This is a genomic window from Pectobacterium carotovorum (genome assembly GCF_900129615.1).
Lineage (GTDB): Bacteria > Pseudomonadota > Gammaproteobacteria > Enterobacterales > Enterobacteriaceae > Pectobacterium > Pectobacterium carotovorum.
This window is the reverse complement of sequence record NZ_FQWI01000001.1, coordinates 749,596-762,379: the sequence shown is the minus strand read 5'-3', so window position 1 is coordinate 762,379 and position 12,784 is coordinate 749,596. Positions and strand designations below refer to the sequence as shown.

At 50.3% G+C, this 12,784-nt stretch carries 15 protein-coding genes; 9 read left to right on the top strand and 6 right to left on the bottom strand.

Features of this window, described 5'->3' with window-relative positions; translation table 11 throughout:
• Positions 1-231 precede the first annotated feature (231 nt).
• Positions 232-867 carry a riboflavin synthase gene (locus tag BUB06_RS03300; RefSeq protein WP_010304886.1) on the top strand — a complete coding sequence of 212 codons (636 nt, stop codon included), beginning with the start codon at positions 232-234 and terminating at the stop codon, positions 865-867.
• A 62-nt stretch (positions 868-929) separates the two neighbouring features.
• Here BUB06_RS03300 and cfa read toward each other — a convergent pair whose 3' ends face one another.
• Complete coding sequence (cfa, locus tag BUB06_RS03295) at positions 930-2,081, bottom strand: cyclopropane fatty acyl phospholipid synthase (protein ID WP_039471670.1); 1,152 nt, start codon at positions 2,079-2,081, stop codon at positions 930-932.
• 206 nt (positions 2,082-2,287) lie between these two features.
• The gene (gene purR, locus BUB06_RS03290) at positions 2,288-3,313 is read right to left on the bottom strand and encodes an HTH-type transcriptional repressor PurR (protein WP_039471672.1); all 1,026 of its coding nucleotides are present in this window, start codon (positions 3,311-3,313) and stop codon (positions 2,288-2,290) included.
• Between the two features lie 393 nt (positions 3,314-3,706).
• On the opposite strand from purR, the gene cydH reads away from it, so the two are divergent.
• On the top strand, positions 3,707-3,796 hold the full coding sequence (gene cydH, locus BUB06_RS21870; protein WP_102116387.1) for a cytochrome bd-I oxidase subunit CydH: 90 nt from the start codon (positions 3,707-3,709) through the stop codon (positions 3,794-3,796).
• 101 nt (positions 3,797-3,897) lie between these two features.
• On the opposite strand, the gene BUB06_RS03285 is transcribed toward cydH, so the two are convergent.
• Positions 3,898-4,749, bottom strand: a complete 852-nt coding sequence (locus BUB06_RS03285) for a C40 family peptidase (RefSeq protein ID WP_039471673.1) — start codon at positions 4,747-4,749, stop codon at positions 3,898-3,900.
• A 341-nt stretch (positions 4,750-5,090) separates the two neighbouring features.
• On the opposite strand from BUB06_RS03285, the gene BUB06_RS03280 reads away from it, so the two are divergent.
• On the top strand, positions 5,091-5,441 hold the full coding sequence (locus BUB06_RS03280) for a Grx4 family monothiol glutaredoxin (RefSeq protein ID WP_010276591.1): 351 nt from the start codon (positions 5,091-5,093) through the stop codon (positions 5,439-5,441).
• Between the two features lie 103 nt (positions 5,442-5,544).
• Here the strand turns inward: BUB06_RS03280 and rnt are convergent, their stop codons facing one another.
• Together rnt and gloA are read right to left on the bottom strand one after the other, a co-directional pair.
• A complete protein-coding gene (rnt, locus tag BUB06_RS03275; protein WP_010302281.1) occupies positions 5,545-6,216 on the bottom strand; it encodes a ribonuclease T in 672 nt (223 codons plus the stop codon).
• A 149-nt stretch (positions 6,217-6,365) separates the two neighbouring features.
• The gene (gene gloA / locus BUB06_RS03270; RefSeq protein ID WP_010276601.1) at positions 6,366-6,773 is read right to left on the bottom strand and encodes a lactoylglutathione lyase; all 408 of its coding nucleotides are present in this window, start codon (positions 6,771-6,773) and stop codon (positions 6,366-6,368) included.
• 289 nt (positions 6,774-7,062) lie between these two features.
• On the opposite strand from gloA, the gene BUB06_RS03265 reads away from it, so the two are divergent.
• Positions 7,063-7,302: a DUF1289 domain-containing protein gene (locus BUB06_RS03265; RefSeq protein ID WP_072012993.1), complete on the top strand. Its 240-nt coding sequence runs from the start codon at positions 7,063-7,065 to the stop codon at positions 7,300-7,302.
• Positions 7,303-7,530: 228 nt separating this feature from the next.
• Positions 7,531-7,968: a transcriptional regulator SlyA gene (gene slyA / locus BUB06_RS03260; RefSeq protein ID WP_010276609.1), complete on the top strand. Its 438-nt coding sequence runs from the start codon at positions 7,531-7,533 to the stop codon at positions 7,966-7,968.
• Positions 7,969-8,099: 131 nt separating this feature from the next.
• Here slyA and BUB06_RS03255 read toward each other — a convergent pair whose 3' ends face one another.
• Positions 8,100-8,567 carry an outer membrane lipoprotein gene (locus BUB06_RS03255; protein WP_005972534.1) on the bottom strand — a complete coding sequence of 156 codons (468 nt, stop codon included), beginning with the start codon at positions 8,565-8,567 and terminating at the stop codon, positions 8,100-8,102.
• 349 nt (positions 8,568-8,916) lie between these two features.
• Between BUB06_RS03255 and anmK the strand changes: the two genes are divergently transcribed.
• From anmK to tyrS, 4 genes are all read left to right on the top strand, one after another.
• Positions 8,917-10,029 (top strand): anhydro-N-acetylmuramic acid kinase, encoded by a 1,113-nt coding sequence (gene anmK / locus BUB06_RS03250; protein WP_039471676.1) that lies wholly within the window; start codon positions 8,917-8,919, stop codon positions 10,027-10,029.
• Between the two features lie 97 nt (positions 10,030-10,126).
• The gene (locus BUB06_RS03245) at positions 10,127-10,444 is read left to right on the top strand and encodes an MliC family protein (protein WP_039359311.1); all 318 of its coding nucleotides are present in this window, start codon (positions 10,127-10,129) and stop codon (positions 10,442-10,444) included.
• 107 nt (positions 10,445-10,551) lie between these two features.
• Positions 10,552-11,235 (top strand): pyridoxamine 5'-phosphate oxidase, encoded by a 684-nt coding sequence (pdxH, locus tag BUB06_RS03240; protein WP_039471966.1) that lies wholly within the window; start codon positions 10,552-10,554, stop codon positions 11,233-11,235.
• Positions 11,236-11,470: 235 nt separating this feature from the next.
• Positions 11,471-12,748, top strand: a complete 1,278-nt coding sequence (gene tyrS / locus BUB06_RS03235; protein ID WP_039471678.1) for a tyrosine--tRNA ligase — start codon at positions 11,471-11,473, stop codon at positions 12,746-12,748.
• Positions 12,749-12,784: the final 36 nt, after the last annotated feature.

Sequence of the window (12,784 nt, the reverse complement as noted above, 5' to 3'; positions counted from 1 at the left end):
TGAATGACTTGACTGCGGAATTAATAATTCAGATATGAAAAATAGAACGGGGTAAAGCGAACATTATTGTAACGACTTAACGAAAGTAAACCAGCGTGGAAGAGAATATATTCTTTTTGTTACGCTACGGTTTCGATAGCTATGCGGTATACGGCATTCCGGTTTGGTTTTCCGCGAAATATCGGGCACACTGCACAGCGTCATTTCTTTGTTTTTTAAGAGGCAAACCGCATGTTTACCGGTATTGTTCAGGGCACCGCGCCGGTGGTGTCGATTGAAGAAAAATCCAACTTTCGCACGCACATTGTCCAACTCCCACCCGAACTGCTGCCAGGGCTCGTGCCCGGTGCATCGGTGGCGCACAATGGCTGCTGCCTGACGGTAACCGCCATTGACGGCGATCGTGTCAGTTTTGATCTCATGAAGGAAACGCTGCGGTTAACGAATCTGGGCGATATTCATGAAGGCGATGTCGTCAATATTGAGCGGGCCGCGAAATTCGGTGATGAGATCGGTGGACACGTTATGTCGGGTCACATCATGTGTACGGCGGAAGTGGTTAAGATTCAGGTTTCAGAGAATAACCATCAGATTTGGTTCCGCCTGGCTGATGAAGCGCTGATGAAATACGTGTTGCATAAAGGCTTTGTTGGAATTGATGGCATCAGCCTGACGGTGGGCGAAGTCACCCGCGGACGTTTCTGCGTACATTTAATTCCAGAAACGCTGAACCGCACCACGCTGGGACAGAAACGTCTGGGGAATCGTATCAATATTGAAATCGACCCGCAAACACAGGCCGTGGTGGATACCGTCGAGCGCGTGTTAGCCAGCAAGCAGGCGAGCGAGCTCGGCAAGGAAGACTGATATTCTGCACTGCCTATTTTTGCACACCGGACGAACCGTATCGTCCGGTTTTCTCTTTTCTGTCAGCGTGAAACACGTAACCCGCCTTCGATCCCATCCGTGCTGAACACGACCTGCCAGAGCTGAAGTGTTCGTGCTCTGAATGCCCCTGCGCAGGCGTTAAGATAGTAGCTGAACATCCGGTGGAAGCGCGCAGAGTAGCGTGTGGAAAGCTGCGGCCAGCCTTGCTGAAAACGTGCATGCCACGCCATTAATGTACGATCGTAATCGGCACCGAAATTATGCCAGTCCTCCATCACCAGGTAAGGCTCACTCGCCTGAGCAATATGCTGTATGGAGGGAATACAGCCGTTGGGGAAGATATATTTATGAATCCAGGGATCGATGTGCGGGTTAGTCTTATTGGCTCCGATGGTGTGCAATAAAAACAGCCCATTGGGTTTTAGATTACGTCGTATAACGCGGAAGTAATTGTCATAGTTGCGCGGCCCGACGTGTTCAAACATGCCAACTGACACCACGCGATCGAATTGCCGAGCGAGATCGCGGTAATCCTGTAATTCAATGGTGACGTTCAGATTCTGACAGCGCTGCTGTGCCAGCATCTGTTGTTCTCTGGAAATGGTGACGCCGTAAACTGAAACGCCGTAGTGGCGTGCTGCGAACTCGGCAAGTCCGCCCCAGCCGCAGCCGATATCCAGCAGCGTCATTCCTGATTTGAGCTGGAGCTTTTCGCAGATCATGGTGAGTTTATCTTCCTGCGCCTGTTCCAGCGTCTGTGCCTGTTTCCAATAAGCGCAGGAGTATTGCATGTAAGGATCTAGCATCAGGGTAAAGAGATCATTACCTAAATCGTAATGCGCTTTACCGACAACCTGAGCGCGTCGGCGGGATTGCAGATTCGTGATTCGGGATAGGGCGACACGCGTCAGGTCGTGCAGGCGGCGGGGCAGTTGAGTATCCAGCCCTGCGCGCAGAACGCGATGGGAAAACATATCCAGCCGTTCACACTCCCACCATTCGTCCATGTAGCTTTCTCCCAGCCCTAGGGATCCCTCACGCAGGATACGCTTAAAGAAGTTGGGGTTGATCACGCGGATATCAAAAGGGCGGGTGCCGTTGATGGTGATACCGGCGGTGGCTAACATGTCCTGCACGATGTGGAACCAGGGGGCGGTCTCATCATCCCATTCTTCTGTATAAGGTAAACCCATCATGTCTCCTTAACTTTTTATCTGTAAAAGTATCGTAAAACACACCTGGACAACACTTATCGCAGCCGAGGTATCGGCTGTCACCAGAGAAAATGAAACACGGTATTAAATTTATAACGGCTTCAGCCAGCCTACAAGAGAGCGGGCTGAAGCAGAGAGTGGAATCTTACAGGAATAAGAAAATCGTCTGTACAGAATGGCTACGGCTAGCGGCGATAGTCGAGGTAGGGGCCGTCTGCCACCGAGCGACGTTCAATCAGCGTCGGGTGTACTTCAATGACGTGCGCATCTTCTCGTTTACTGGTAATGCGATCCAGAAGCATAGAGAACGCGGACTGGCCCAGACGCTCCTTTGGCTGGTGGATGGTGGTCAGCGCAGGCGTAAAGAAGCGTGCGTGGCGCACGTTGTCATAACCGATCACCGAAATGTCCTGCGGTACGCGCAGACCCAGTTCGTCAGCCGCACAGATAGCCCCCATCGCCATAATATCGCCACCGCAGAAGACGGCCGTTGGACGCTGTTTCTGTGCGAGAATCTGGTGCATGGCTTTGTACCCGGATTCGGGTTCGAAATCGCCCCGAACCACCCATTCATCGCGTACGGTGATGTCGGCTTCCTTCAGTGCTTTTAAAAAACCGAGGTAGCGTCCACTGCCAGTGTTGCGTTCTTGAGTGCCGGGGATGGCACCGATATCGCGATGACCGCGTTCAATCAGGTAGCGGCCTGCCATATAACCGCCTTCAAAGGCGTTATCGATAATCGTATCGGTAAAATCGCTGTGCATCTGTCCCCAGTCCATAACGACCATCGGAATGCTGCGATAATCTTCCAACATCGACAACAGCTCAGGCGGGTATTCGGCGCACATCACCAACAGGCCGTCGACGCGTTTTTGCGCCAGCATGGAAAGATAGGCGCGCTGCTTGCCGATGTCGTTATGCGAATTACACAGCACCAGCGTGTAGCCTTTGGCATAGCAGCTGTTTTCAACGGCTTCAATGATTTCGGCAAAATAGGGGGCTTCGCTGGATGTGGCCAGCAACCCGATAGATTTAGTGTGATTAACTTTGAGGCTGCGAGCGACGGCGCTGGGTGAATAATGCAATTCTTTGATTGCTGCCCTGACGGCTGCCTTAGTCTCTTCGGCGACGAAACGTGTTTTATTGATCACGTGCGATACGGTTGTGGTGGAAACGCCAGCACGTTTTGCCACATCTTTAATCGTTGCCATCTAAAAATGACTCCTGAACTTACCTGTTACAGACGTAAGTATATTGTTAATCGTTTGCCTACGTTTAATGTTCTTCTTCTAAGCTAAAAAACAGGATTTCAGAAGGAGAATGCCGAATGTTATACCGAAGGGATCTGGGTTGACGTTTTTCGACTGATACGCAGCGCTTTCATAAACAGCGGATTGTGTCCGATTTATCATGAAAGTGAAAGGGCTAATTTATACTATTAGTGATGCATTCGTCCGAGATTTTTCGCTAGAATTATGAAAGAATCGTAATAACCCTATTATTTGTAGCTTTAACTACCTAAACGCGAATTCGACTGTGAAGGGTGGTGTCTTTTCAGATGAAGCTTGCAGATAGAACTTGTTCGCTAATTGAAGGAGTATTTTATGGATACAGATCTGAAGATGTCTTTGCTGACAACCATTGGTTCGCTGGCTGTGATCATCGTGTTTAGTTTTACTGCGGTACTGAACTAACCGATCGATGATTTTGTGCGGGTTAGGTATTCAGACACGTTGATGATGCATAAAACGTGTCTGAATTGCTTCTGTTCGACGTATGTAACCTATTATCACTCTTAACGAATCGTCTGCGGTGTCACTACACGACGCGCGCCAACGTAGTGTTCCTGCCAATAATCTTCACTCAGCTTGCTGATACGAATATCTGAGCCTGTACGCGGCGACTGGATAAATTTCCCTTCACCCAGATAAACCCCGACGTGATCGGCTGCGCCACGATTATTGATGCGGAAGAAGACCAGATCGCCACTTTCCAGCTCGCTCTTTTTTATCGGAGCGGCGTCACGCAGGTGATACATTTCGTTTGCGGTGCGTGGAATTTGGATCTTAACGACATCTTTGTAGGCGTAATAAACCAGTCCGCTACAGTCGAATCCGGTAAAGGGAGAGGAACCGCCCCAGTGGTAAGGCTTACCAATCTGGCTCATCAACTTATTCATTGCGGTCGTTTTGGCATGTTGATAGCGTTTTTTATGTGCTGCGCTTAGCGCCATTCCTTTTTCTGTCGGCGCTGGATTTTTCTCCACTTTGCCTTTGAGTGCCGTCTTCTTCAACCCGGTTTTGACTCTGGCCTGTGCCGTTGTTTGTTTCTCTTCTTCAGGCTTCAGCTTTTTAAGATTTTTTTTCACTAGCGCAGGCGTGCTGCTTTGCGTCCGTGACGGTTTTTTTTCTGTCGTTTTGCTCGCGGTACGGGATTTGGTTTTATTGCTGACTGCGGTAGGTTCTGGTTTTTTGCTTTTGATCGGTGTCGGTGATTTAGCATTACCCTTTGTTTGACGGTTTTTCTTATTCGTTTCTGCCACGGCGCTTTTCTTCGGCACAGAATGCGGGGTAGACGGCGCAGCCTGAACCACGTTCAGGGATAGGTTGCTGAAAAATAATATAAAAAGAGTAATAAATAAGCGCATAATAAAAGTGACCGAACATAATCCTTAACTCGCTCAATCCTCACAGTATTCCTGAAAACGGCGTCATAAAAAAGTGGGCATGGTCGCTTTATTCATACAGAATAGTGAAAAAACGTTAATAGTTATTTTTTCGATTGATTTATCAGCGTTTTCTGACGCTGATTTCATCAACGATGAATACTTTAAGGAAAAAATAACCCTACAAAAAATGGCGTTTTTTTGTGGCTAGTGGCATCGGTACAATATCACTGAGTCAATGTCGCTGTCGTAGCATCTCTGACGGCGGCTCATGGCTAGCGTTTTGGACGTTAGCCATCCTATAGAATTAAGGAAGCAAGAAGATGACGACACCGACAATTGAAAAAATTCAGCGCCAAATTGCTGAAAACCCGATTCTGCTGTATATGAAAGGCTCCCCGAAATTGCCAAGCTGCGGCTTTTCCGCACAGACGGTTCAGGCGTTGTCTGCCTGTGGCGAACGTTTTGCGTATGTTGATATTTTGCAGAACCCAGACATTCGTGCTGAGCTGCCGAAATACGCGAACTGGCCGACATTCCCACAGCTGTGGGTTGACGGTGAGCTGATTGGCGGTTGTGATATCGTGGTTGAAATGTTTCAGCGCGGTGAACTGCAGCCGCTGATCAAAGAGACTGCAGACAAATACAAAGCGCAGCAGGCCGATCAAGAGTAATGCTTTCGTTTGGCGTAATGACGATGTCAAATGTTGTTACGATGCGAGCGTAAATCCTTCCTACGGGTGCCTTTATGGCACCCGTTTTTTGATCTCAATCTTTTCAGTCTTCAGCTGACGCGTCTTCCAGCGAATTCTCTTCCAGCGCAATCGGCCATCCGCCCAGACGTTTCCAGCGATTAACCAACTCACAGAACAGCAGTGCCGTCTGGTTGGTGTCATACAGCGCGGAGTGCGCCTGGCTGGAATCAAACGCAATACCGGCGGTAATACAGGCTTTAGCGAGGACCGTTTGGCCTAACACCAGCCCGCTAAGTGCTGCAGTATCGAAAGTGGCAAAAGGGTGGAAGGGATTACGTTTCAGGCTACAGCGCTCGGCTGCTGCGGCCATAAAGCTATGATCGAATGTGGCATTATGTGCCACGATAATCGCGCGGTTGCAGCCCTGATCTTTGATCCCTTTACGCACGACTTTGAAAATTTCATGCAGCGCATCATATTCGCTCACTGCGCCACGCAGCGGGTTGGTGGGGTCAATGCCGTTAAATGCCAGTGCGGCGGGCTCCAGAATCGCGCCCTCAAAAGGTTCGACATGAAAATGTAGCGTTTCATCTGGCTTTAGCCAACCGTCTTGATCCATTTTTAATGTTACCGCCGCAACTTCCAGCAAGGCATCGGTTTTCGCATTAAATCCGGCGGTTTCAACATCAATCACTACCGGGTAAAACCCACGAAAACGGCCGCTCAGGGCGTTCAGATCACTTTTATCAGCCATTTTTCTCTTAATTGTTAGCAAAACGCAGCGCGCATTATTGCAAATTTTGACTGGAGATGCAGCATGCCCGTTGTTGTTTCAAACAGCGGAGGTAGCAGAAGAAGGAGGGAGAACAGGTGCCGATGCAGCACCTGTAGAATGTGGCGGTCTTAGTGACCGATACCGTTACCAGCATGGGCATTTTCGATCAATTCGATTTTATAACCGTCTGGATCTTCGATGAATGCGATCACGGTTGTGCCACCTTTGACCGGGCCCGCTTCGCGCGTTACATTGCCACCCGCTTTGCGGATACGCTCACAGGTTGCGGCAACATCGTCAACGCCCAATGCAATATGACCATAGGCGTTGCCCAGATCATAGCTGTCGACGCCCCAGTTGTAGGTCAGTTCGATAACCGCACCTTCGCTCTCTTCGGTATAACCGACAAAAGCCAACGTGTATTTGTATTCGGTATTCTCGCTGGTGCGTAGCACGCGCATGCCCAGGATTTGGGTATAGAAATCGATAGAACGTTGTAAATCGCCAACACGCAGCATGGTGTGAAGTAAGCGCATAGTGTCCTCGTTAAAAAGTGCAACAAAGAAGGAAGTATAGCGTTGTGGCTCTACCGAGTCCAAGCTGTTGGGATGATGCTAAAAATGCGACACTACGGTGAGGTTTGTGTTAAAACGTACTCTCAGGAGGGGTAAATAGCGCGTTGGGGCAATTTTAGGCTGCCTGACGTGTAAAAAAATCGTCAGTTATTACAATGGTTACCTAATTATTTTCATTGTGACTGTCTGTTTGGGCTTGCCAGCGGTAAAGAACAGGGCTTCAATAAATAGAGTTGTAGCAGGAGGTGTTGTGCCAGAGCAACTTGAACTCTTTGTTGTCCCTAATCCATGCCGTGGTATTTGTCAGGCGGATGAAGGCGGATATTGTCGCGGTTGCTTTCGCAGTCGTAATGAGCGCTTTAGTTGGGGCCAAATGAGTGATGCGCAGAAACAGGATGTGCTGCGTTTGTGTCGGCAGAGAATGAAACGGTCACAGCGTTCAGAGAAATCCGATACACCAGCAGAGTCCCGTCAGCCATCGTTGTTTTAAGTTATCTTGTCTTAGATGATCTATTTACGTGAAATTTTGTTTAAGCAACGCAGGAGCGTTCGATTGAATAAAATAAGCCTGAGATCATTTTTAAAAGACTTTTATTTGATAGAATCCATTCCATGATGGAGCTATTTTTACAACAATAAAGTCATTTTTTATTCTTATAAATCAGAGTTGATTGCAATCCAGGGATATAACTTAGCGTGCTAACAATAAGGAGAGGTGATGGAATTGCCATTAGGATCTGATTTAGCCCGTCTGGTGCGCGTATGGCGTGCGCTGGTCGATCATCGATTAAAACCACTTGAACTGACTCAGACGCATTGGGTCACGTTGCATAACATATACCATCTACCCCCTGGGCAGTCGCAGATTCAGCTCGCCAAAGCGATAGGTATTGAGCAACCCTCATTAGTCCGAACACTGGATCAGCTTGAGGAAAAAGGGTTAATCACTCGCCACGTTTGTGCGCACGATCGTCGGGCAAAACGTATTATGCTGACTGAATCAGCAGAGCCAATCATACAGGCAGTCAATGGTGTAATTAGCCATACACGTAGTGAAGTCTTATTTGGTATTACGCCGGAGCAGGTTGATGAATTAGCGCTGCTGGTTTCGCGTCTTGAGAAAAATATATTGGCATTACATGAGAATCAAGCGTAGCTAAATTTGGGTTACGCAGAGGGAGAATTAAATCCCGGCAATATTACCGGTATCGATTATTGGTTATTTATTCCGGGAGTTGATTATTCGTTGTGACGATCGCCGCAGAAAGTGGCGATCGTCACACAGCATTAGCGTGGGGAAACGGTAATACTGCGGCCATTGCTGGCCATGGCAACGCGTTGACCTGCGCTGAATTTCGTATCGCCTTGTTTCTGTACCACCATGATGGTACTGCCATCATCACGACGAATTTCCAATTCTACGCCCTGTGTGCGGTTCAGCGCACCCGTAGCGCTTTGACCCGCGACACCACCGGCTACTGCGCCAGCTGCTGTCGCCAGGCTACGACCGGAACCGCCACCGATAGTGTTGCCCAGGAAACCACCCAGCACAGCACCGCCCAGCGCGCCGATCACGTTAGAATCTTCTCCCGCCTGAATTTGAACCGGACGCATAGAAACAATCGTCCCGTAGGTCACGGTTTGTACCTGTTTAGCTTCGGAGGCGCTGTAAACATCACCTGAAAGCGTACTGGTATTAGCACAACCAGCCAGCGTGATACCAGCAAGGGTAACCACAAGTAAACGCTTCATCATAATACAAACTCCTTAATTGCGAATATGTCGGGCTGGCTCAGCCTCGGCCGACGCAGTGTTATACCAATAAATTATGGTCTGGCTCAGTGTAGCATGCCACTCTTTTTACTCTTTTTTTCAGAATATGATAGTGCGCTTAAATTGCGTATAAACAGAGCAGTAAATAGTACGAGAAAGGGATTTTTTTGTAGCAAATATTATCAAAAACCGACATTTGGTTAAAACCTAACCCGTGTGGCAAAAACGTAAAAAATTTAATAATTCAGCGTGTTAACGTGCTACTTTTATTCTCAACGTAACGGTTGTTATCGGTGTTCTCTTTTTATCCCACAGGGGCAAAGGCTATATAATGAGATCAGGCAGATATATTGGCGTAATGTCCGGCACCAGCCTTGATGGTGTGGATGTTGTGCTAGCCGCGATTGACGAACATACGGTTGCTCAGCAGGCCAGCTACTGTCACCCGATACCCCAGGACATCAAAATGGCCATCCTGGGGATGTGTCAGGGACAGGCGGTGACGCTGTCGGCGCTGGGGCAGTTGGATACGCGTCTGGGCATCTTGTTTGCCGAAGCTGTGCTGACGCTGCTTAAAGAGACGGAACTGAGTGCGGAGGACATCACCGCGATCGGCTGCCACGGACAGACGGTCTGGCATGAGCCCACGGGCGATGCGCCTTGCACGTTGCAGATCGGCGATAATAACCGCGTTGCCGCCTTGACTGGCATCACGACCGTAGGTGATTTTCGCCGCCGCGATTTGGCTTATGGCGGGCAGGGCGCTCCGCTGGTGCCATCATTCCATCATGCGTTGCTGCTGCATCCTGTTGAGCGTCGCATCGTGCTCAACATCGGGGGCATCGCCAATCTATCGCTGTTGGTGCCGGGTGCGCCCGTGCGCGGCTACGACACCGGTCCCGGGAATATGCTGTTGGATGCCTGGATCTGGCGGCACTGTGCGCAGCCGTATGATAAAGACGCCGTGTGGGCGATGAGCGGTCAGGTAAATCCGCTATTGCTACGCCGAATGTTGACCGATCCTTATTTTGCGTTGCGAGCGCCCAAAAGCACTGGCCGTGAGTATTTCAATCTGGGCTGGCTGGAAAGAATGCTGGCTGGCCTGCCGCCGACAGCGCCGCAGGATGTTCAGGCGACGCTGGTTGAGTTAACGGCTATGAGCATCGCTGAACAGGTGCTGTTGGTCGGTGGATGCGAACGCTTACTGGTTTGCGGCGGTGGCGCGCGTAACCCGCTCATTATGGCGCGTCTTTCGGCACTGCTGCCGGGTATCGAAGTCAGCACGACGGATGAGTGTGGCGTGAGCGGCGATGATATGGAAGCGCTGGCATTTGCCTGGCTGGCGTCCCGCACGCTATCAGGGCTGCCGGGTAATCTGCCTTCCGTCACGGGTGCGAGTCAGGAAACGGTGTTAGGCGCGATTTATCCGGTCAACGCGGATTAATCAGATTTTGCCGAGAGGTTCATAGTTATCCTCTTGTTAAACTTAAATGCGCGGCAGCGTCAGTTGCCGCCATCGACAAGAATGACAGGAGAAAAAAATGAAACGATTGCTGACAGGGACAGCGCTGATTCTGCTGAGCGGATGCAGCTATTTTGGCCATAAACAGACGGTGGAAACGCTGCATTATCAATGCGGCACAATGCCGCTAACCGTGACGCTACAGCAGGGCGGTGAAGCGACTCCGCAGGTGAGTTTCCTGTTGGACGGTGAACGTCTGACGCTCCCTCAAGTGGTGTCTGCTTCTGGCGTCAGATACAGCAATGATACCTACACCTTCTGGAGCAAAGGCGATCGTGCATTTATCCAACGGGGTGAACGGGTTATCGTAGACGACTGCGTGTTGGCACCGATGTAACTGACGCCACACGCTAGTGGTGTCGCTGCTGATTGCGATTTTTCGGGTACGGGAGCAAAATGGGATTTTCGCCCGCTTCTGGCCCGACATTGCGACAGCAGGATATTATGACTCAGGAACGCTCCCCTTCTGACGGTTCTCCTCTTATTCAACCCGCCGATATTGCTGACATCCGCCGTGAATACACGCGTGGCGGGCTTCGCCGTAGCGATCTGCCCGCGAACCCGCTGGATTTATTTGAACGCTGGCTGAAGCAGGCCTGCGACGCAAAACTGGCCGATCCTACCGCGATGTCCGTCGCAACCGTGGATGAGCACGGGCAGCCTTATCAGCGTATCGTTCTGCTGAAACATTATGATGAGAAAGGCATGGTGTTTTATACCAATATGGGCAGCCGCAAAGCCCATCATCTGGAAAACAATCCACGCATCAGCCTGCTGTTTCCTTGGCATATGCTGGAGCGGCAGGTCATCGTGCTGGGACGCGTAGAGAAGCTGCCAGCGCTTGAGGTGCTGAAATATTTCCACAGCCGCCCGAAAGACAGCCAGATTGGCGCGTGGGTATCAAAGCAGTCCAGCCGGATTTCAGCGCGCGGCGTGCTGGAAAGCAAGTTTTTGGAATTGAAGCAAAAATTCCAGAATGGTGAGGTGCCTTTGCCGAGCTTCTGGGGCGGCTTCCGCGTCGTTATCGATTCTGTCGAGTTTTGGCAGGGCGGTGAACACCGCCTGCATGACCGATTTTTCTACCAGCGGCAGGACGAGGGCTGGCAGATCGATCGTTTAGCGCCTTAATCGCGAAATATCCGTGTTAAACGCTGGCGCTCCTATCATCAGCACTTTATCCTATGAGGTTTCGCGCTGACTGGGCATTGCGCGGCGATATGGCGTTCATAGTCGGTTGCGTAAAGCCATCCAGCAGCGAAATCATCATGCGACAGCAGACAGGTATGCTGCGCATCTCTCACGGCGTTGTGCGTAAACCTAATTGGGAACGTAACGGCCTATTTTTATAAAAATGGAGTTATCGATGGCGAGTAGTAACCTGATTAAACAATTGCAAGAGCGGGGCTTGATTGCCCAGGTGACGGATGAGGAAGCGTTAGCAGAGCGGCTGGCGCAAGGGCCAATTGCACTGTATTGCGGTTTTGATCCCACCGCCGACAGCTTGCATTTGGGGCATCTGGTGCCGCTGCTCTGCCTGAAACGTTTCCAACTGTCTGGCCACAAGCCGGTTGCGCTGGTTGGTGGTGCCACGGGGCTGATCGGTGACCCAAGCTTTAAAGCCACCGAGCGTAAGCTGAACACGGCTGAAACTGTGGGTGAGTGGGTAGAGAAAATTCGTCGTCAGGTTTCTCCATTCCTGGATTTTGACTGCGGCAAAAACAGCGCGATCGCCGCCAATAACTACGATTGGTTCGGCAATATGAACGTGCTGGATTTCCTGCGTGATATCGGCAAACACTTCTCCGTTAATCAGATGATTAGCAAAGAAGCCGTCAAACAGCGTTTAAACCGTGATGACGTCGGTATTTCGTTCACCGAGTTTTCTTACAACCTGTTGCAGGGATACGACTTCGCCTCGCTGAACAAGCAGCATGATGTCGAACTGCAAATCGGTGGCTCTGACCAATGGGGTAACATCACGTCCGGTATCGACTTGACGCGCCGCATGAACCAGAAACAGGTTTACGGTTTGACCGTACCGCTGATCACCAAATCTGATGGGACGAAATTCGGTAAAACGGAAGGCGGCGCAATCTGGTTAGATGCCAGCAAGACCAGTCCTTACAAATTCTACCAATTCTGGATCAACACGGCAGATGCTGATGTGTACCGCTTCCTGAAATTCTTCACGTTCATGAGCCTCGAAGACATCGATGCGCTGGAAGAAGAAGATAAAAATAGCGGCAAGGCTCCACGCGCACAGTACGTGCTGGCGGAAGAAGTGACCCGTATGGTTCACGGCGAAGCAGGTCTGGAAGCAGCTCGCCGCATTACACAAAGCCTGTTCTCTGGCGCATTGCAGGATATGACGCAGGACGATTTTGCGCAGCTGGCGCAAGATGGTATGCCGATTATCGAACTGGAAAACGGTGCGGATTTGCAACAGGCGCTGGTCAGCGCTGAGCTGGTGCCATCACGCGGTCAGGCCCGTACGATGATTTCTTCGAATGCGGTAACGATTAACGGCGAAAAACAGGCCGATCCTGAATATACCTTCAGCGATTCCGACCGCCTGTTTGATCGCTACACCTTGCTGCGTCGTGGCAAAAAGCACTACTGCCTGATCTGCTGGAAAGCATAAGCATTACCGATAAGGGAGCGTTAGCTCCCTTTCTTC

Bases quoted from the DNA above. Each gene is read 5' to 3' on its own strand.
- cfa (WP_039471670.1), bottom strand. From the start codon at position 2,081: ATGGGTTTACCTTATACAGAAGAATGGGATGATGAGACCGCCCCCTGG.
- cydH (WP_102116387.1), top strand. From the start codon at position 3,707: ATGGATACAGATCTGAAGATGTCTTTGCTGACAACCATTGGTTCGCTG.
- BUB06_RS03285 (WP_039471673.1), bottom strand. From the start codon at position 4,749: ATGCGCTTATTTATTACTCTTTTTATATTATTTTTCAGCAACCTATCC.
- BUB06_RS03280 (WP_010276591.1), top strand. From the start codon at position 5,091: ATGACGACACCGACAATTGAAAAAATTCAGCGCCAAATTGCTGAAAAC.
- BUB06_RS03255 (WP_005972534.1), bottom strand. From the start codon at position 8,567: ATGATGAAGCGTTTACTTGTGGTTACCCTTGCTGGTATCACGCTGGCT.
- pdxH (WP_039471966.1), top strand. From the start codon at position 10,552: ATGACTCAGGAACGCTCCCCTTCTGACGGTTCTCCTCTTATTCAACCC.
- BUB06_RS03300 (WP_010304886.1), top strand. From the start codon at position 232: ATGTTTACCGGTATTGTTCAGGGCACCGCGCCGGTGGTGTCGATTGAA.
- BUB06_RS03245 (WP_039359311.1), top strand. From the start codon at position 10,127: ATGAAACGATTGCTGACAGGGACAGCGCTGATTCTGCTGAGCGGATGC.
- tyrS (WP_039471678.1), top strand. From the start codon at position 11,471: ATGGCGAGTAGTAACCTGATTAAACAATTGCAAGAGCGGGGCTTGATT.
- slyA (WP_010276609.1), top strand. From the start codon at position 7,531: ATGGAATTGCCATTAGGATCTGATTTAGCCCGTCTGGTGCGCGTATGG.
- rnt (WP_010302281.1), bottom strand. From the start codon at position 6,216: ATGGCTGATAAAAGTGATCTGAACGCCCTGAGCGGCCGTTTTCGTGGG.
- purR (WP_039471672.1), bottom strand. From the start codon at position 3,313: ATGGCAACGATTAAAGATGTGGCAAAACGTGCTGGCGTTTCCACCACA.
- anmK (WP_039471676.1), top strand. From the start codon at position 8,917: ATGAGATCAGGCAGATATATTGGCGTAATGTCCGGCACCAGCCTTGAT.
- gloA (WP_010276601.1), bottom strand. From the start codon at position 6,773: ATGCGCTTACTTCACACCATGCTGCGTGTTGGCGATTTACAACGTTCT.